This window comes from Denitrificimonas halotolerans, from assembly GCF_034259425.1.
Classification (GTDB): Bacteria; Pseudomonadota; Gammaproteobacteria; order Pseudomonadales; family Pseudomonadaceae; genus Denitrificimonas; species Denitrificimonas halotolerans.
This window is the reverse complement of record NZ_JAXIVU010000003.1, coordinates 156834-175842: the sequence shown is the minus strand read 5'-3', so window position 1 is coordinate 175842 and position 19009 is coordinate 156834. Positions and strand designations below refer to the sequence as shown.

Sequence of the window (19009 nt, the reverse complement as noted above, 5' to 3'; positions counted from 1 at the left end):
GTTTATAACTCAATTCGTAATGTGGTTTTTTGGAGCTTTAAAATATGCAAATTATTAAATTCGGTAAACTTGCAACTTTATCACTGGCGCTAGCTGTAGCGGTTGGTTGTTCTTCTAAAGGCGGTGACATGAGCGGTGAAGGCGCAATGGATCCGAATGCTGGTTATGGCTCAACTTCTGGCGCAACTGATGGTCGCTACGATAGCAGCAGCAGCGAAGAAGCGGCTTTGCGTGCAATTACTACGTTCTACTTTGAATTTGATAGCTCAGATTTAAAGCCAGAAGCGATGCGCGCTTTAGATGTACACGCACGTGACCTGAAAAACAATGGTCAGCGTGTTGTACTTGAAGGTCACGCTGATGAGCGTGGTACGCGTGAGTACAATATGGCTTTGGGTGAGCGTCGTGCTAAAGCAGTACAACGCTACTTAACGTTACAGGGTGTTTCACCAGCACAGCTAGAGCCTGTTTCTTATGGTGAAGAAAATCCGAAGGTAACAGGTCATGGCGAGAGCGCATGGTCACAAAACCGTCGTGTAGAACTGCGTAAGTAATTTAACTATGAAGATGATCCGTCCAATCCTGATAGCTTTAGCCCTTAGTTTGCCTGCTTTGGCGGTGGCTGCAATACCGGTCACTGATCGTTCAGCGTATGTTGTGCCTATTAGCAAAAGCCAGGGAATGAACGGAACTGAGACTGGAAGTGGTGCGCAAGCGCCACTTTCGGCTCAAGGTGAGATGTTCATGCAGTTGCAACAAATGCAGCGTGAGATTGCAACGCTACGCGGAATGCTTGAAGAACAACAGCATGAACTGCGTCAATTGCGCCAAGAAAGTCTTGAGCGTTACCAGACATTAGACAGTCGTATTCATGAGGGTGGTAGTACAGCAGCTACTCCTGCGACTGAACAACAAACAGTCAGCACTGGTGCCGAAGTAAGTGCGCCACAAGTCGCTGCAGAGTCTGATCCAGAAAAGGAAAAGCTCTATTACGATGCTTCTTTTGATTTAATTAAAGCACGTGATTTTGATAATGCAGAAAAAGCGTTTAATGCTTTTTTGCGTAAATACCCAAATAGTCAGTACGCAGGAAACGCACAGTACTGGTTAGGTGAGGTTTATTTGGTTCAAGGCAATAATTTAGCAGAGGCAGGTAAAGCATTTGCGAAGGTTGCACAAAACTATCCTGAGCATAACAAAGTGCCTGACGCTTTATATAAGCTAGCGGACGTCGAGCGCCGCCTAGGGCGTGCGGATCGTGCTCGCGGTATTTATCAGCAAGTGATTGAGCAGTATCCAAGCAGCTCTGCAGCTCAGTTAGCAAAAAGAGATTTAAGCCAGCTTTAGAGTCTGTTATAGCTGTACATATCTTGAAAGCCTCTCAGTAGGAGAAGCTATCTATTTGCATAGGTGAGCATGCAGCGTATGTGCCCGTGTTTATTAAAATCGCGTAAGATCTCGCACTTTTAGTGCGAGGATGGATAGCGAGGGCCGTGTAAGCAGCCCTTAACCCCTTAACAGGCTGTTAAAGTCTTTGCAGTATAGGTTGTGCTGGTATTATATACAGCATGATAAAGCACACCAAAGCATTAAAAATCTGAGTACGAGACAGGCATGTGCCCTTACTAAACTGCATGGCTCGAAGCGTCAATTTCGTCTGGAATTTTGTCAATGAGTTAAGTCACCGCTCGATTAAGGAGCGCGGTGTGTTTTTGTCTGTGTATGATATGCATCCCTACACCAAAGGTGCTGGTAAAGAGCTAGGGTTGCACAGCCAAATCTTACAGTGCATTGCAGATGAGTATGTCACACGCCGTAAGCAGTTTAAGAAAGCACGGCTGAACTGGCGCAAATCAGGCGGCGCTAGGCGTTCGCTGGGAGACGGAGTGGAAGGGCGTAAATTTCTAATTCAAGCGCCACTGCAAAGTATGAGTAAGGCTGCTATCATTCGGCATGGAACACAGCTAGGGGTAGACTATGCGTTTACTGTTTGTTGTTATCAAACGGATGACAAAGGGCAGGCATGTGGAGTCTGTGACAGCTGTCAATTGCGTAAACAAGGTTTTTAAACGCAGATATGAAGGATCCAACACGTTATTTTTGACAAAAGCAAAATTTTTCTTGCACTGAGCTGAAAATTCCGTATTATTTGCAACCCTTCCGGGTCGTTAGCTCAGTGGTAGAGCAGTTGGCTTTTAACCAATTGGTCGTAGGTTCGAATCCCACACGACCCACCAACTTCTTCAAGCATCAGTTTTTGTCAGCTGTGTGTTGTATCTTTTGAAATTAATAAGAAATACACTTGTTAACATTGCGCCTGCGTGCGCTGTGAGGACTGGCATTAATGACGCAAATTTCTGAACGTATTTTAGTTCAAGCACACTTGGCAGCAAAGCAGGTCGAGGCCCTAACGCCTGAACAAGAGGCGCATTACTCAGAACGTATTATGGCTGAGCTAAAGGCTAAAGATGCTGTTTTAGTCGCGCACTATTATTGTGATCCGGTGATTCAAGAGCTTGCTGAAAAAAGTGGCGGCTGTGTGGCCGACTCTTTGGAAATGGCCCGCTTCGGTAGTGAGCATAGTGCACAAACTTTGGTTGTGGCAGGCGTACGTTTTATGGGGGAAACGGCGAAAATCCTAAACCCGGAAAAACGTATTTTAATGCCAACTTTGGAAGCGACTTGTTCTCTGGACTTGGGTTGTCCCGTTAAAGAGTTTTCTGAGTTCTGTGATCAGCATCCGGATCGTACCGTAGTGGTTTATGCCAATACTTCAGCAGCGGTTAAAGCCCGTGCTGACTGGGTGGTGACTTCAAGTTGTGCATTAGAGATCGTTGAAAGCCTGATGGATAATGGTGAGAAAATTATCTGGGGCCCTGACCAGCATTTAGGTCGCTATATTCAACGAGAAACGGGTGCAGATATGCTGTTGTGGGACGGTGCTTGTATCGTTCATGAAGAGTTTAAAGCCAAGCAGCTAGAGGATATGAAGGCTTTGTACCCAGAGGCAGCGGTGTTAGCCCACCCTGAATCGCCTACTGCTGTTCTGGAATTGGCTGATGTCATTGGCTCAACAACTCAGTTGATTAAGGCAACTCAAGAATTGCCGCAAGAGCAATTCATTGTTGCGACTGATCGTGGCATTTTTTATAAAATGCAGCAGTTAAGTCCAAATAAGACTTTTATTGAAGCACCGACTGCCGGCGAAGGTGCATCCTGTCGTAGTTGTGCGAACTGTCCTTGGATGGCGATGAATACGCTTGAGGCACTGTTACTGAGCTTGCAAAACGGTGAAAATGAAATCAATGTTGATCCAGCGTTGATTCCAAAAGCTGTGCGTCCGCTGCAGCGTATGTTGGATTTTACCCGTGATGCACAAATTAAGTTGGCAGGTAACGCGTAACTTAAGGCAATACCCAAGCCCGTTGTGCTATTTAGGTCATCATTCGACGCGTATTTCGGCAGTAAAGTCGCTGTTAATACAGGCATCGGTATTGCTTGAATGTGCAGTCATTCAAGGCATGCTTGGTAAGACAGTGCATGTGTTGAAGGTTGCCTATAAGTGGCCCTAGACCTTTTAGCGAAGGGTTGGGTGTATTGAGTGCGATTGGTAGAGCGAGGTGACGTGTAAACGTACCTCGCTTTTTTGTTGCGGTTTTTGAGCTTGTGAGTTACGTGCGCCTGAGGCAGCTTGGACACTCGTTATGCAGAGCCGCCGCCTCGATACGCTTTAGGTTAGTATTTTTGTTCTTTGATTTTCTGAAAGTACACCTTGGTTAACTTAAACACCACTGGACTGAGTAAAGCCAATGCAATGAGGTTTGGGATGGCCATCATGGCATTTAAAGTGTCTGCCAAGAGCCAAACGAAATCCAAGGTGACTACTGCTCCGACGGGTAAAACCAACACCCAGAGAACACGATAAGGTACAACCGCTTTCTTACCCAGTAAAAACTCAATACAGCGCTCCCCATAGTACGACCAGCCTAACGTTGTGGTGAAAGCAAAAATAGCGAGAGACAGAGGTACTACATATGGGCCAACTACTGGAACGCTTTGGCTAAAGGCTGCACTGGTCAGTGCTGCACCGGATGTGCCGCTGGTCCATAGGCCTGTACTGACGATGGTTAAGCCGGTAATGGAGCAAATGATGATGGTGTCGATGAAAGTGCCAAGCATGGCAATTAAGCCTTGACGTACAGGCTCCTTAGTTTGTGCACTGGCATGTGCGATAGGAGCCGTACCTAATCCGGCCTCGTTGGAAAAAATACCACGTGCGACTCCAAAGCGAATGGCTGCCCACACTGCTGCACCGGCAAAACCACCTTGAGCTGCTACGGGAGTAAATGCAGCCTCAATGACAGTATAAAAAGCATGAGGTATGGTTTCAGCATTAAGTAACAAGGCGGCCAACCCAGCAAGTAAGTAAAATATAGTCATTAAAGGTACTAAGGCAGCGGCTACACGCCCGATACGTCGTACGCCGCCAATAAGTACTAGGCCAACGAGCACCATGATTATCAGGCCAGTGAGCCAAGTGGGTATATTAAAATCGCTTCGTAACACATCGGCCATGGAGTTGGCTTGTACAGTATTGCCTGCACCAAAAGCAGCGATGCAACCAAATAGAGCAAAGAGATAGCCCAGCCATATCCACTTACTGCCGAGGCCGTTTTTAATGTAATACATTGGTCCGCCGGCATAATTACCTTGCGCGTCGACTTCGCGGAACTTCACTGCTAATACGGCTTCCGAGTATTTGGTAGCCATGCCGACTAAGGCGCTGATCCACATCCAGAATAAAGCGCCAGGTCCGCCGAGAAAAATAGCGGTGGCAACGCCGGCAATATTACCTGTACCTACGGTGGCTGAGAGTGCCGTCATTAAGGCTTGAAATGGAGGGATTTCACCTGAGCGTTCTTCCCCTTGTTGTGCTGTGGTGCTGCCGAGCATGAGTCGAAAGCCTGTGCCAATTTTGAGAATGGGCATCAGTTTTAAACCAATAGAAAGAAACAAGCCGACCCCTAGGAGCAGAGCGAGCATGAAAGGCCCCCACACGATGTTATTAACCGTTGTAAGGAGGCTCGTTAGTGTGTCCATGTATTGACCTTTTGGAATGAATGACAATGCATAAAAAAGATAAATTTGCGGCTGAGTTCAATTTGCAGGGCAAGATTATGACGTTTTTTCTAATTAATGCGACCGTATATAGCATTAATCATACTGTTAGTGATGGATTTAGCATTTTCACCCTAAAAAGAACATTCTTTTCGTGCTGAGGTGTGTTAAATACGCTCTTTGTCATCAGAGGTTGTCAACCCTGAACAACAACTAGAGTTGCGGCGCAATACGGCTCACTGCTCAACCTTGTATTAACAGTACGAGCCCTACCATGAAGCTGATAAACTCGGATGTAGAGATCCATCGGTATGGTGGAGTAGTTGTTTATTGATTGGAGTGAGGTGGGATTTGGCTCGATTATTGAAAAGCATTGCGCTAGGGAGTGCACTAGCGTTAGCGGGCTGTCAGGCGGTAAACACTACAGGTGCAAGTGCAGTGGGTGTGGATCGTAAGCAGTATATGTTCAGTATGTTAAGTACACAGGAAATTAATCAGACTTACGCTCAGGCTTACCAAGATACCTTGCGCAAAGCAAGCGCCCAAGGCAAATTGGATACTACAAGTAGCAATGCTAGGCGTTTGCAGGTGATCGGGCAGCGCTTGATTCGTGAGGCTGTGTATTTCCGCCCTGATGCGGCACAGTGGGATTGGCAAGTGAGTTTGATTAACAGTCCTGAGTTGAATGCTAGCTGCGGTCCTGGTGGTAAAATTATTTTCTATAGTGGCATCATCAACAAACTTAAGCTCACGGATGATGAGATTGCTGCAGTAATGGGGCATGAGATTGCCCATGCGCTGCGCGAGCACAGCCGTGAGGCTATGTCGAAGGCCTATGGTATAGAAATCGCTAAACTCGGCTTAGGCGCGCTTTTAGGTGTCAGTCAGGAAACTATGCAAGTGGCTGATGCCGCAGTGCAGTACGGTATGATGTTGCCTAACAGTCGAGGGGCAGAAACAGAGGCTGACTTATTAGGTGTTGAGCTGGCAGCACGGGGTGGGTATAACCCAAATGCGGCGATTACTTTGTGGCAAAAGATGGCACAGGCTAGTCAAGGAGCTCCAGCTGAATTTATGAGTACGCACCCGTCTTCTTCTACACGTATTCAAAATCTGCAGGCTAATATTCCAAAAGTAATGCCACTGTACGAGCAAGCGCGTCGCCGTTAATGTTGATAACTGCCAGCTTGTTGTGCTGGCAGTTTGCTATGCTTTATTTGACTGCTTTAAAAATTACAAACTTGGCATTGGCAGCAAGTTGTTCGACCGAACGGAACATGCGTTTGAGCGTGATGTGATAGCCTAAATGACGATTTCCGACAATCCAGAGTTCACCGCCTACTTTAAGAGCACGGTGACTTTGTTTAAACATCCTGCGGGCTAAAAAATCTCCGACCACTTGTTGTTGGTGGAAAGGAGGGTTGCACAGCACTACATCTAAGCTATTAGGCTGTTCAGCGCCTAAACCATCGGCGGCATATACAGTTACTGCGCGATCGGCTAAAGCATGTTGCCAATTCTCAAGTGCTGATTGGACTGCCATATAGGACTCATCAACTAAGCGCAATTGTGCTTGAGGGTTGTTAAGCGCGCAGACAATGCCAATTACACCGTTGCCACAACCGAGGTCTGCGACTTGCGCTTGGCCTAGGTTTTTAGGTAGGTACGGCAGAAAAAACCGAGTGCCAATGTCTAGGTTCTCGCGACAAAAAACGCCGGCATGGTTGCGTAAGCTGAGTTTGGGTTGATCTAATTGGTAGGTACTTGGATAGGGTGAATGACTGGATGGTTTTTCTGTCGGTGTAACAAATAATAGACGCGCCTTTTTTTCAGCAAGGCTAGCTTGTACTGGACCAATATAACGCTCCAACAAGTCGCCTGCGGAGCGTGGCAAATGCTTCACCATGCCAGCAGCGACAATAACAGTGTTAGCATGGATCTGGCTTTGCAGGCGAATCAGTTGTTCTTCCAGTAAAGCTAATATTTTTGGCACACGAATCAGTACGCAATCATAAGGTCCGCTCAACGCTAGGTCGGACTGTAAAACAGTGACGGCTTGTGCATCAATTTGATTGTGAGCAAGGTTATTACGCAACGCTTGGTGAGCTAAAAATGAATCACCGCTGCTTTGGACACGCATATGGGTAGCTAAGCTGGCAGCGAGGGCACCAAAGTTGTCATTGAGGATCAGGCAGCGTGTGCTCTGAGGTAGGTTAAGGCTGCTGAGGTGTTGCAGTAGATATGCATCCGCAGCATCAAACGCTTGTAGTGGGCTGTTATGTTGCTCCGGATAACGTAATAAATCCAGCTGTGCAAAAGGTGTCGTTAATATAGGCATAAAGATCGTAGGTATTTGCTTGGCCGAGAATGGCGTATGAATAGGTCTTGATGAGTTAATGAGGTGCAGTATGAACGCAGCGCAAGAAAAATTCACCCGAGAAACCATTACAGAGATTCAAACTTGGACACCGAATCTTTTCGGTTTTCGTTGTACCCGTGATGCGGGCTTTCGTTTTACTGCGGGGCAATTTGCTCGTTTAGGTGTGCGTAAGCCCAACGGTATGATTGTATGGCGAGCTTACTCCATGGTGTCCAGTCCCTTTGATGACTTTTTAGAGTTCTTTTCCATTGTTGTGCCTGATGGTGAATTTACCAGTGAACTCAGCAAGTTGCAGGTGGGGGATGAGATTTTTATGGAGAAACAACCCAATGGCTTTTTAACTTTGGATCGTTTTGTGGATGGTAGTGATCTATGGATGTTGGCCACAGGCACAGGGTTGGCCCCGTTTTTATCAATCATGCAGGACTTTTCGGTGTGGGAACGTTTTGAGCGTATTGTCTTAGTCTATAGTGTGCGTGAGCAAGCAGAGCTGGCATATCGTGAGTTGATTGATGAGATCTTAAATCGTGAATATGTGATGGAATATGCACATAAGTTTACCTTTGTTCCCGTTGTAACCCGTGAGGTAGTGCCTGGTTGTTTAAATGAGCGTATTACGGATTTACTCGAAACAGGTCAGTTGGAGAAGCATGTGGGGCTGCCTATGGTTGCTGAACGCTCACGTGTGTTGTTGTGCGGTAATCCAGATATGGTTGAAGATTGTCGCATGTTGTTGCAGAAACGTGATATGCAACTCTCCCTCACTCGTAAACCGGGTGCTGTAGCAGTGGAAAATTACTGGTAATAGATCGGTCAGCTTGATAGGGCGTGTTTGTAGTGATGCGCGGCAATGCTGTTAACAGGCATGGAAGTGCTCGTGTCAAATCTATCTTGAGTCTATCTTGAGAAGGGGCACTTATCAGCAATTTTGAAGGAGGGGAAGGGGCGGGTGATTTCCCGCCCCTAAAAGTTTTTTCTGTTTTAGGCTGCTAGCTCTGCAGCAGGACCAAAGAACTCATAGTGAATATCACAATCAGCCACATGCCGTGCTTTCAGTAAATGCCAAACATGACTCAGCATAGGCGTAGGGCCGCAAAGATAAAACTCGCTCTGGCGTTCGCCAATCAGCTTATCGAATAACTCTTGATCAATGAAACCTTCGCTGTTGTGCACTTGTTGCTCGCGATCTGTTGCGTTAGGTTCGCTTAAGCGCAGGTGGGTTTTTAGATTTGTATATTTGTTTTGTAGTGTGGCTAATTCATCAGAAAATGCACGGACATTACCGTTAATGGCGCACTGAATAAAAATGATTTCGCGGTCAGGGTGTTGAGCTAAAGCGCTATGTAGCATTGATAGGATTGGGGTGATGCCAACGCCGCCAGCAATAAATACTAATGGACCTTCTGCGTGCAGTGGTGCTTGCAAAGTGAATTCACCGCAAGGTGGTGCCAGTTCAACCACATCGCCAACTTGCAGTTGGTGGTGTACGAAACTGGAGCATACACCGTCAGGTGTCGCAGGTGTTGTTGCAACTTCATGCTTAACACTGATGCGGTAATACTCGGACCCTGCAGGGTTCGATAGACTGTAGTTGCGCATCATTGGTGTGCCATCTTTTGGGGTGATGCGTAAGGTAATGTACTGTCCTGGTAAGTGCGGCTGTAACGCTTGACCGTCTTCGGCAGCCAAGTATAACGAGACAATATTATCGCTGGCTTGCTCACGCTGTTTGACTATAAAACGTTTAAAGCCATTCCAACCATGCTCAGCTTTTTGTTCGGTATAAATTTTTTGTTCACGAGCGATGAATAAATCGGCCAATTGATTATAGGCTGCAGCCCAAGCATCAATGACAGCTGGTGTTGCACTACCGCCCAGTACTTCCTTGATAGATGCGAGTAAGTTGGAGCCAACGATTGGGTAGTGGTGTGCTTGAATACCGAGGGAAGCGTGCTTTTGCGCGATGAGTTCTACCGCTCCAGCTAATACACTTGGATTTTCAATGTGTTTTGCATAAGCACAAATGGCTGCAGCTAAAGCACGTTGTTGGCCACCGGTATGTTGATGAGCGGGATTGAAAAAAGCGAGCACCTCAGGGTTTTCACGAAACATGCGCTGATAAAAGTGACGGGTGAGTGCTTCGCCACCTTCTTCAAGTACGGGAACAGTGGCTTTAATTGTAGACAATTGGTCTGCGGTGAGCATTAGGTTCTCCTAAAAGAGGTATTTTACATGCCGGATTTAAAGTGGCATATTAAATACCTCTTTTAAATAGGTCAAGCGATGCAGCTCTCAACGCATACCGATTATTCTTTACGTGTTTTAATTTATTTGGCTCTGCAGAAAGATAAAGAGCCGGTTACTGTGCAGACGCTAGCAGAACGTTATGCGGTGTCGGCTAATCACATTGCTAAAGTTGGTCAGACCTTGACGCAGCTTGGCTATGTCAATAGTCTGCGTGGACGCAGCGGAGGTTTAGTTTTGGCTATGCCTGCAGCGCAAATTAATGTCGGGCAAGTCGTGCGCGAAGTGGAGAACCTTAAACTGTTAGAATGTTTTGGTTCGCAGTCCAACTGTCAAATTGAGTCGGCTTGTCGATTAAAAAGTGTTTTGTATCGAGCGTTACAGGCGTTTTTAACGGTGCTTGATGAATATACTTTGGCAGATCTTGTTGTGCAGCCAGCAGCTTTACAGCAGCTTTTATCAAAATCGCGGAAAGCTTCGTACTTGTAGTGCGAGGATGGATAGCGAGGGTTGCGCAAGCAGCTCCTTAACAGACTACCAAAGCCTTTGCAGTATAAGCTGAGACAGGCATGTGCCCTTGCTAAACAGCATGGCTCGAAGCGTCAATTTCGTCTGGAACTATATTAATGAGTTGAGCTAGCGCTCGATTAAAGAGAGCGGCATGTTTTTCAGCGTACGATATGCATCCCTACATCAAAGGTACTGGTAAAGAGCGGGGGTTGCACAGCAAAGCCTTGCAGTGCATTGCTGGTGAGTATGTCACGCGTCGCAAGCGGCGCGGCTGAACTGGCGCAAATCAGGCAGTGTACGCCGTTCGCTGGGCTGGATTCCTGTTAATACAGGTGCAGCGTAATGGAAAAGTGGACAGGTCTACCATAATGGCCATTCCTTTAAGGTGTGAGAAGGAAATTGACGAGGCATACACTACCCAAATTTGTTCGAGTTGCGACAGTGTGTCCGATTCGAGGCTGAAAGGTATCGCAGGTCTTGGGGTAAGAGAATGGATGTGCAGTGGGTGCGGTGTTGCCTAAGATCGCGCTATCAAAGCGGCACAAAACATTCTCGCGGTCGGGCATGGCTGTCTAGCAGTAGGAATTCCTGTCTTTTAGGGTGGAGAGGATGTTAATTGCTTCTTTGGTTGTGGGGAGAGGCTGTGGTGTTGTGGCCACAGCCTGAGGTGTTTCTTTAGCTTTTGCTTTGCTGTTTAAGTAAATCGCGGATTTCGCTGAGCAAAACTTCTTCTTTGCTAGGCTCAGGTGTTGTTGGGGCTTCTTCAGCGGCTGCTTCTTCGCGCTTGAGGCGGTTAATACCTTTAATACCCATAAAGATTGCAAAGGCAATGATTACAAAATCAAGGATGGTTTGAATGAATGAGCCGTAAGCAATGACTACCGCAGGAATATCGCCTTCAGCTGCTTTAAGCGTGATAACCAAATCAGTGAAATCAACCCCGCCAATGAGCATGCCCAGTGCAGGAGTTATGATGTCGCCAACAAAAGAGCTTACGATTTTACCAAAAGCTGCGCCAATGATAATACCGACGGCCATATCAACGACGTTGCCTTTAACGGCAAATGCCTTGAATTCTTTAAGAATGCTCATGTTGTATATTCCGTATGAAGGGTTATTAGTATTGTTATGTGCGACAGGGTGTCGCACTAGACGTTAGTATACAGCTGATGCTTTTTAAAAATATCTTTTATTTGAATGAGGCTCACAGAGTTTTGCAGTACGCACTGGGGGACGTGCGTACTGAGGGTGCTGCTTGAGTTCAAGTGGGGGCTTACTTGGTGCGAGCGACAGCAAAGTCGGCCAGTTCAGCTAAAGCGTCGCGGTAGCCTGATGCGGGAATTTTACTTAAGCAAGCAATCGCACGTTGCGCATAGTCTTGGGCGAGATGAGCGGTGTAATCCAGAGCGCCTGAAGCTTCAACAGCTGCGCTGATTGGAGCCAAGTCTTCAAGTCCGCCTTTTTGAATGGCAACGCGTACAAGGGCTGCTTGTTCCTGTGTGCCATCGCGCATCGTGACAATCAAGGGGAGGGTTGGCTTGCCTTCAGCAAGATCATCACCGACATTTTTACCTAAAGTTTCCGCATCACCTCGATAATCGAGCAAGTCATCAACTAACTGGAAGGCAATGCCGAGATTGTCACCGTAGGTGCGTAATGCTTCTGCTTGTTCACTCGGAGCACCTGCTAAAACTGCTGCACTATGAGTTGATGCTTCAAACAGCATAGCTGTTTTGCCACGGATGACTTCCATGTAGGTTTCTTCGCTAGTACTGGCATCGCGGACTTTGGTCAGTTGGAGTACTTCACCTTCGGCAATGACCCGGGTGGCTTGAGAGATGATATCCATAACGGGCAAAGAGCCAAGACGCACCATCATTTCGAAAGAACGGGCATATAAAAAGTCACCAACGAGTACGCTCGGTGCGTTGCCCCATTTGGCGTTAGCTGTTGAGCGACCACGGCGTAGATCAGACTTGTCTACAACATCGTCATGCAGCAGTGTTGAGGTATGCAGAAACTCAATAATGGCAGCAAGTAGACGTAGATCGTCATCTTTTTTGCCTACAGCATTACCAGCAAGTAAGACCAGTAAGGGACGTAAGCGTTTGCCACCGGCAGAGATAATGTAATCACCGATTTTTTCTACCAAGGGAATCCGTGATGAAAGCTGTTGTTTAATAATGCTGTCGACTGCAGCAAAATCTTCAGCGACGATTTGGTAAAAAGACTGTGGTTGCATGTATCTGCCCGCTCTAATAAGGTTGTTCGGCATGCTATGAGGCGTATGCCTTTCTGTCAAGGTGAGGTCGCATAGTGTAAACCTATAGAGTGCTTGCGTCTCTATCATTCTATGCGTACAATTCGCACCCCTGAACATTTTATTGGGCAACTCCCTGCCTTACGCAATTGCAGTGCGCCTTAATCCAGCGTACAGCAGCCATGCCAACCAATACCAATTTTTATAAAGCGTTGGGTGAGCAGGAATAACGGAGAAATATAGATGTACGCAGTAATCGTAACTGGTGGTAAGCAGTACAAAGTCGCCGAAGGCGAATTTTTAAAGATTGAAAAACTGGACGTTCCGGTCGGCGAAGCCGTAACATTTGATCGCGTGCTATTAGTTGGCAACGGTGAAGATGTAAAAATCGGTGCGCCAGTTGTTGATGGTGCTAAAGTGACAGCTGAAGTGGTTGAGCAAGGCCGTCATGATAAAGTGACAATTATTAAATTCCGTCGCCGTAAGCACAGCATGAAGCGTCAGGGCCACCGTCAGTGGTTTACTGAAGTTAAAATCACCGGTATTCAGGCTTAATTGACTGAACCCTTAACTGATGGAGTGTTGATCTCATGGCAACGAAAAAAGCTGGCGGTAGTACTCGCAACGGTCGCGATTCGGAAGCGAAACGCTTAGGCGTTAAACTTTACGGCGGCCAAACTGTAAAAGCTGGAAACATCATCGTGCGTCAGCGCGGTACTGAATTCCACCCAGGTGCCGGTGTAGGCATGGGCAAAGACCACACCTTATTCGCTAAAGAAGAAGGCGTGTTGAAATTTGAAGTTAAAGGTCAGTTCGGACGTCGCTACGTTAGCGTCGTTTCTGCCTAAGTAACTTTATACAGAAAAGCCCTGTCATATTGACGGGGCTTTTTTGTTTGTGCAGGCAGTAAAGACGGATGAGCCGTGCTTGTTGTATCCTGCGTACATACTTTTATAAGTGATTTCTAAAAAACATTTGCTCGCGTAGGATAAATGATTGCGCGACGCATATAAGTTACCGGTTAAAGCGGTAATTTCTCCTTTGTGTTGCGTACACAGAATTATTTTCACGAGCTTACTGGTTTTAGAGATTCAATAAGCCTAAGGGCTCGCAAGAGGCACAAGAATGAAGTTCGTCGATGAAGTATCGATTGTTGTAAAAGCTGGCGATGGTGGCAATGGCTGCATGAGTTTTCGCCGTGAAAAATTTATTGAGTTTGGTGGTCCAAACGGTGGTGATGGAGGTGACGGCGGCTCGATTTATATGGAGGCGGATGTCAACCTGAACACCTTGATTGACTATCGATATACGCGTCGTTTTAATGCGCAGCGTGGGGAAAATGGTCGTGGTAATGACCAAACGGGAGCTGGTGGTGCAGATACCATTTTAAAAGTACCTGTAGGCACGACGATTATTGATGCGGATACCCAAGAAATCATTGGTGATTTGACTGAAGATGGGCGGCGTATTTTAGTGGCTAAAGGTGGTTGGCATGGTTTGGGGAATACCCGCTTTAAATCCAGTACCAATCGTGCACCGCGTCAAACCAGTGATGGTAAGCCTGGTGAGTTACGTAATTTGAAACTGGAAATGAAAGTGTTGGCGGATGTCGGCTTGCTTGGCCTGCCCAATGCGGGTAAAAGCAGCTTTATTCGTTCCGTATCTGCCGCCAAACCTAAGGTGGCGGATTATCCATTTACCACACTTGTACCGAACCTGGGTGTAGTCAGCATCGGGCGTTATAAGAGCTTTGTCATAGCTGATATTCCAGGGGTAATTGAAGGGGCTGCAGAAGGAGCAGGGTTAGGTATTCGTTTCTTGAAGCATTTAACCCGTACCCGCTTGTTATTGCATATTGTTGACTTAGCACCCCTTGATTACAGCGATCCAGCGCAAAGTGCACAGGTTATCGTTGATGAGATTGAGCAGTTTAGCCCTTCACTGGCTGAGCGTGATCGTTGGTTGGTGTTAAATAAAGTGGATCAACTGCTTGATGATGAGAGAGAAGAGCGTAAGCAGGCAGTCATTGATCAGCTAGGTTGGACTGGCCCTGTCTTTATGATCTCGGCCTTGGATGGTGAGGGAACTAAAGAATTGGCACAGGCCATGATGCGTTATTTAGAGGAGCGTGATCAGCGTATCAGTGAAGATGCGGAGTATGCGGAATACTTGTCGGACTTGGATCAGCGCATTGAAGATGAAGGTCGCGCACGTTTACAAGCGTTGGACGATCAGCGTGCATTGCGCCGAGCAGGAGTGCAGTCGGTGGATGATGTGGAAGAAGATTTTGATGACGACGATGATGAAGGTGGTGCAGAGATCATTTACGTTCGTTAATCATGTGCTGATGGGTGGGCTTAAGTAGCTGTAAGCAGCTGCTAAGTATAAATATTCAACAGGATTGTGAGTTATGCGCAACAAAGTAACAGGCGCTCAGCGCTGGGTAGTGAAAATTGGCAGTGCACTATTAACCGCTGATGGTGACGGCTTAGACCGTGATGCTATGGCGGTTTGGGTGCGACAAATGGTGGCCTTGCGCCAACAAGGTATCGATCTGGTATTGGTATCTTCTGGTGCTGTGGCGGCAGGTATGAGCCGTTTGGGCTGGATAGAGCGACCCAGTGCAATTCATGAGTTGCAAGCGGCGGCAGCAGTTGGGCAAATGAGCTTGGTTAAAGCTTGGGAAACCAGCTTTGCTGAACATGATGAGCGCACTGCACAGATTTTGCTAACCCATGATGACTTGTCTGATCGTAAGCGTTATTTAAATGCTCGCAGTACCTTACGCACTTTGTTGGAGTTAGGTGTCATTCCCGTCATTAATGAAAATGACACCGTGGCTACCGATGAAATCCGTTTTGGTGATAATGACACTTTAGCGGCGTTGGTAGCTAACTTAGTTGAAGCGGACTTGTTAGTGATTTTGACTGACCGTGATGGAATGTACGATGCAGATCCACGTCATAATCCTGATGCTCAGGTGATCTATGAGGCACGTGCTGATGATCCTAGTTTGGATGCAGTAGCCGGTGGTAGTGCTGGTGCTTTAGGCCGTGGAGGTATGCAGACCAAATTGCGTGCTGCACGTTTAGCTGCACGTTCCGGCGCTTATACTGTGATTGTCGGTGGGCGTCTTGAGCGAGTTATTGATCGTTTGCATGCTGGCGAACGTTTAGGCACTTTGCTCACCACTGAACAGTGCCGCGATGCTGCGCGTAAGCAATGGTTGGCTGGGCATTTGCAAACCCGCGGGACTTTAACTTTAGATGCCGGTGCAGTTAAAGCGTTGACCGAGGATCATAAAAGTTTATTGCCTGTGGGGGTTACCGCAGTGGAAGGGCATTTCTTGCGGGGTGAGATGGTGGTGTGTGTTGATGAAAATGGTCATGAAGTTGCACGTGGCTTAAGTAATTACAGTGCCGCAGAATCTGCTTCAATCATGGGGCGTTGTTCGACTCACATTATTGCAACCTTAGGTTATATGGCTGAAGCAGAATTGATTCACCGTGATAACCTGGTTGTTTTATAACCGTTACTGACATTGAGTAGGGCTTGTTGCTGCTCGTCATATAAAAAAGGGCACATTGATTATCAAAATCGCGTAAGACCTCGTATTTTTAGCGCGCACCCTCATCCGTAAGGGTGCTGCGAAGTCACTGACCGAGTGTCCAAAGATTTGTTATAGGATAACGACGATCATTACCAAAACTACGTTTGCTGATGCGGGGGCCCAGTGCTGCTTGGCGACGCTTGTATTCGTTGACATCGACTAAGCGTAAAACACGCATTACCGTTTCTTGGTCAAAGCCACGCTGGATAATGGCTTGGGCGGATAAATCTTCCTCGACATAGAGGCGCAGTAGCTCATCTAAAATATCGTAGGGTGGCAAACTGTCTTCATCTTTCTGATCGGGCGCGAGCTCCGCAGATGGTGGACGGCTGATGACGCGCTCAGGAATAACACGACCTAAAGTATTGCGGTAGCGTGCTAAGCGATACACCATACTTTTTGATACATCTTTGAGTGGGGCAAAGCCACCGGCCATATCGCCATAGAGCGTGGAATAGCCTACGGCTGTTTCACTTTTGTTACTGGTTGGTAGAACCAAGTAACCATTTTTGTTCGACAGAGCCATAAGGATGTTGCCGCGGCAGCGGGCCTGAAGATTTTGTTCTGTAGTGTCGTGGCTAGAGACGGGCATATTGGCAAAAAGCGGATTTAAGCTGTGGACAAAGGCTTCAACCATAGGTGCGATGTCAATGGTTTTGTAGTCGACCCCCATCGTCCGAGCTTGCTCAGCCGCATCGTCCTTACTGATTTGCGCGGTATAGTGATAAGGCATCATGACTGCTTGTACCTTATCAGGGCCTAAAGCGTCTGCAGCAATGGCTAAGACCAGAGCTGAGTCGATACCACCAGATAAACCGAGCAAGACACCTTTAAAACCATTGTGTTCGGTGTAATTCTTTAAGCTCATCATTAAAGCTTGATAGATACGGGCTTCATCACTGAGCAGGGGGGTTATGATGGAACGCTCGATGTAACAATCGGAGCGAGTAAATTGTAACTCTAGAGGGCATAGCTGTTCGGCAAAGGCTGGAGCGCGTTGACGCAAGTTGCCTTGGGCATCCATTGCACAGCTGCCGCCATCAAAGATGAGGTCATCTTGTGCACCGACTTGACTGGTGTAGAGGATTGGTATTTTAGCTAAGCGGGCATTTTCACTGAGCATTTGCTCTCGCTCCGCTTGTTTGTTGCGATGGAAGGTGGAGGCATTTAAGCTGACGATCATCTTGGCATCTGCGGTGCTGGCTTGTTCAATAAATGCTGTTTGCCAAACGTCTTTGCCAATACCTACCGCTATTTTTATATTGTTGATCTCGATGCACAGTGGTTCCGTACCTGGAGTGAAATAACGTTGAGCAAAGGAGGTCGGGTCAGTGGGGAAAAACTGTTTTTTATAAACCCCTTGAATTTTTCCTTGGTGGAAATGAGCGCAGCAGTTGTAACGATGGTCATTGTCAGTCCAAGGATAACCTACGAGTACATGAAGTTTGTGTGGTAGCGCGGTACACAGGCGATCTAAGGCATTTTCAATACGTAATTGCATGCTGTCACGTAACAGTAAGTCTTGAGCGTTATAGCCACATAAAGACAGCTCAGGAAAAACAATCAGATCAGCTTCATGCTCATGTGCAGCTTCCACGCTTGCGTCTAGGATACGTTCTACGTTGCCGTTAATATCTCCAACACGCATATTTAATTGTGCTAATACAGTGCGCAATACAGTTGCCATGCTCAATCCTCGGAATTAGTCAGATCATCAGTTTAGCAAAGCTCAGCGCTGGGTGTGTGATGACAGTGATGGGCGCTTGACGATGCTGCTGTATTGTATTTTTGCATTTTTGACTTGGCTTGGGGGATTCTTTACTTGAAAGGCTGTTCAAGCCCCTATTTAAAATAATACACTGAGCCACTTTGAGGCGTAGCCTGCCTAATGGGCGCTGAATTTTATTACTGTTGAAAAATAAGAGAGAGAGAAATGCAGTTACAAGATAAAGTGATTATTGTGACGGGGGGTGGTCAGGGTTTAGGTCGCGCCATGGCTGAATACTTGGCAGGTAAAGGTGCTAAGTTAGCATTGGTGGATTTAGATCAAGCGAAGTTGGATGAGACGGTAGCTGCTTGTGAGGGTGCTGGTTCACAAGCCCGTGCTTATATTTGCAACGTAGCTAATGAAGAGCAGGTCATCCATATGGTTGCGCAGGTAGCGAGTGATTTTGGTGCTATCCATGGTTTGGTGAACAATGCGGGTATTTTACGTGATGGTTTAACCATTCGTGTGCGTGATGGCGAAATGAGCAAAATGAGCTTGGCCAATTGGCAATCAGTGATTGATGTGAATTTGACAGGGGTGTTTTTGTGCACTCGTGAAGTGGCTGCAAAAATGATTGAGCTGAAAAACGAAGGTGCGATCATTAATATTTCGTCAATCTCTCGTGCGGGTAATATGGGGCAGGCCAACTATTCAGCAGCTAAAGCAGGTGTTGCTGCTGATACTGTAGTGTGGGCGAAAGAGTTGGCGCGTTATGGTATTCGTGTTGCCGGTGTTGCGCCCGGCTTTATTGAGACTGAGATGACGTTAGGTATGAAGCCTGAAGCTTTGGAGAAAATGACTGCAGGAATCCCTTTGCGTCGTATGGGTAAACCAGAAGAAATTGCTCACTCGGTAGCTTATATTTTTGAAAATGATTACTACACAGGCCGCATCTTAGAGCTGGATGGTGGTCTACGCATTTGACATCCTCCCTGTCCTAAAGGACGGGGATTCCTGCGGCTAGATGGCCATGCCTGACCGCAGGATGGTAGAGCTGTCCATTTTTTTCATTGCATTGCACCTGTATTGACAGATATCCAACCCGACTTAATTGGCGCACACTGCCTGATTTGCGCCAATTAAGTCGGGCTGTTTTTTAAACTGCTTGCGGCGCGTGAC

The 19009-nt window shown here is 46.9% G+C and carries 18 protein-coding genes, 1 tRNA gene and 1 pseudogene; 14 read left to right on the top strand and 6 right to left on the bottom strand.

Annotated features, from left to right (window positions below; translation table 11 throughout):
- The first annotated feature begins 44 nt into the window (after positions 1–44).
- The 5 genes and pseudogenes from pal (at position 45) to nadA (ending at position 3403) form a co-directional block, all read left to right on the top strand.
- Positions 45–554: a peptidoglycan-associated lipoprotein Pal gene (gene pal, locus TOI97_RS04160; protein WP_321552861.1), complete on the top strand. Its 510-nt coding sequence runs from the start codon at positions 45–47 to the stop codon at positions 552–554.
- Between the two features lie 7 nt (positions 555–561).
- Positions 562–1347, top strand: a complete 786-nt coding sequence (ybgF, locus tag TOI97_RS04155) for a tol-pal system protein YbgF (protein WP_321552860.1) — start codon at positions 562–564, stop codon at positions 1345–1347.
- Between the two features lie 536 nt (positions 1348–1883).
- A pseudogene (locus TOI97_RS04150) lies at positions 1884–2104 on the top strand (7-cyano-7-deazaguanine synthase); the annotation flags it as partial.
- A 58-nt stretch (positions 2105–2162) separates the two neighbouring features.
- Positions 2163–2237: transfer RNA gene (locus tag TOI97_RS04145), tRNA-Lys, on the top strand.
- 107 nt (positions 2238–2344) lie between these two features.
- Complete coding sequence (gene nadA / locus TOI97_RS04140) at positions 2345–3403, top strand: quinolinate synthase NadA (RefSeq protein WP_321552859.1); 1059 nt, start codon at positions 2345–2347, stop codon at positions 3401–3403.
- A gap of 332 nt (positions 3404–3735) precedes the next feature.
- On the opposite strand, the gene TOI97_RS04135 is transcribed toward nadA, so the two are convergent.
- Positions 3736–5100, bottom strand: coding sequence for an alanine/glycine:cation symporter family protein (locus TOI97_RS04135; protein ID WP_321552858.1), 1365 nt, complete (start codon positions 5098–5100; stop codon positions 3736–3738).
- Positions 5101–5469: 369 nt separating this feature from the next.
- On the opposite strand from TOI97_RS04135, the gene TOI97_RS04130 reads away from it, so the two are divergent.
- Complete coding sequence (locus TOI97_RS04130) at positions 5470–6288, top strand: M48 family metallopeptidase (RefSeq protein WP_321552857.1); 819 nt, start codon at positions 5470–5472, stop codon at positions 6286–6288.
- A gap of 43 nt (positions 6289–6331) precedes the next feature.
- On the opposite strand, the gene TOI97_RS04125 is transcribed toward TOI97_RS04130, so the two are convergent.
- Positions 6332–7456, bottom strand: coding sequence for a methyltransferase (locus TOI97_RS04125; RefSeq protein ID WP_321552856.1), 1125 nt, complete (start codon positions 7454–7456; stop codon positions 6332–6334).
- A gap of 70 nt (positions 7457–7526) precedes the next feature.
- Here TOI97_RS04125 and TOI97_RS04120 point away from each other — a divergent pair, with 70 nt between their 5' ends.
- On the top strand, positions 7527–8303 hold the full coding sequence (locus TOI97_RS04120) for a ferredoxin--NADP reductase (RefSeq protein WP_321552855.1): 777 nt from the start codon (positions 7527–7529) through the stop codon (positions 8301–8303).
- A 176-nt stretch (positions 8304–8479) separates the two neighbouring features.
- Here TOI97_RS04120 and hmpA read toward each other — a convergent pair whose 3' ends face one another.
- Positions 8480–9703 carry an NO-inducible flavohemoprotein gene (gene hmpA / locus TOI97_RS04115; RefSeq protein WP_321552854.1) on the bottom strand — a complete coding sequence of 408 codons (1224 nt, stop codon included), beginning with the start codon at positions 9701–9703 and terminating at the stop codon, positions 8480–8482.
- Between the two features lie 78 nt (positions 9704–9781).
- Between hmpA and TOI97_RS04110 the strand changes: the two genes are divergently transcribed.
- Together TOI97_RS04110 and TOI97_RS04105 are read left to right on the top strand one after the other, a co-directional pair.
- Positions 9782–10231, top strand: coding sequence for an Rrf2 family transcriptional regulator (locus TOI97_RS04110; RefSeq protein ID WP_321552853.1), 450 nt, complete (start codon positions 9782–9784; stop codon positions 10229–10231).
- 389 nt (positions 10232–10620) lie between these two features.
- Positions 10621–10773: a zinc ribbon domain-containing protein gene (locus TOI97_RS04105; protein WP_321552852.1), complete on the top strand. Its 153-nt coding sequence runs from the start codon at positions 10621–10623 to the stop codon at positions 10771–10773.
- 154 nt (positions 10774–10927) lie between these two features.
- Here TOI97_RS04105 and mscL read toward each other — a convergent pair whose 3' ends face one another.
- Positions 10928–11344 (bottom strand): large-conductance mechanosensitive channel protein MscL, encoded by a 417-nt coding sequence (mscL, locus tag TOI97_RS04100; RefSeq protein WP_321552851.1) that lies wholly within the window; start codon positions 11342–11344, stop codon positions 10928–10930.
- 181 nt (positions 11345–11525) lie between these two features.
- Positions 11526–12494: a polyprenyl synthetase family protein gene (locus TOI97_RS04095; protein ID WP_321552850.1), complete on the bottom strand. Its 969-nt coding sequence runs from the start codon at positions 12492–12494 to the stop codon at positions 11526–11528.
- Positions 12495–12755: 261 nt separating this feature from the next.
- Between TOI97_RS04095 and rplU the strand changes: the two genes are divergently transcribed.
- The 4 genes from rplU to proB all read left to right on the top strand — a co-directional run bounded on the left by rplU (position 12756) and on the right by proB (position 16041).
- Positions 12756–13067 (top strand): 50S ribosomal protein L21, encoded by a 312-nt coding sequence (gene rplU / locus TOI97_RS04090; protein ID WP_321552849.1) that lies wholly within the window; start codon positions 12756–12758, stop codon positions 13065–13067.
- A gap of 35 nt (positions 13068–13102) precedes the next feature.
- The gene (gene rpmA, locus TOI97_RS04085) at positions 13103–13360 is read left to right on the top strand and encodes a 50S ribosomal protein L27 (RefSeq protein ID WP_321552848.1); all 258 of its coding nucleotides are present in this window, start codon (positions 13103–13105) and stop codon (positions 13358–13360) included.
- Between the two features lie 277 nt (positions 13361–13637).
- Complete coding sequence (cgtA, locus tag TOI97_RS04080) at positions 13638–14849, top strand: Obg family GTPase CgtA (RefSeq protein WP_321552847.1); 1212 nt, start codon at positions 13638–13640, stop codon at positions 14847–14849.
- A gap of 73 nt (positions 14850–14922) precedes the next feature.
- Positions 14923–16041 carry a glutamate 5-kinase gene (gene proB, locus TOI97_RS04075; protein ID WP_321552846.1) on the top strand — a complete coding sequence of 373 codons (1119 nt, stop codon included), beginning with the start codon at positions 14923–14925 and terminating at the stop codon, positions 16039–16041.
- A gap of 124 nt (positions 16042–16165) precedes the next feature.
- On the opposite strand, the gene TOI97_RS04070 is transcribed toward proB, so the two are convergent.
- Positions 16166–17809: an NAD+ synthase gene (locus TOI97_RS04070; RefSeq protein ID WP_321552845.1), complete on the bottom strand. Its 1644-nt coding sequence runs from the start codon at positions 17807–17809 to the stop codon at positions 16166–16168.
- A 246-nt stretch (positions 17810–18055) separates the two neighbouring features.
- Here TOI97_RS04070 and TOI97_RS04065 point away from each other — a divergent pair, with 246 nt between their 5' ends.
- Positions 18056–18814, top strand: a complete 759-nt coding sequence (locus TOI97_RS04065) for an SDR family oxidoreductase (protein WP_321552844.1) — start codon at positions 18056–18058, stop codon at positions 18812–18814.
- The last annotated feature ends 195 nt before the right edge of the window (positions 18815–19009 follow it).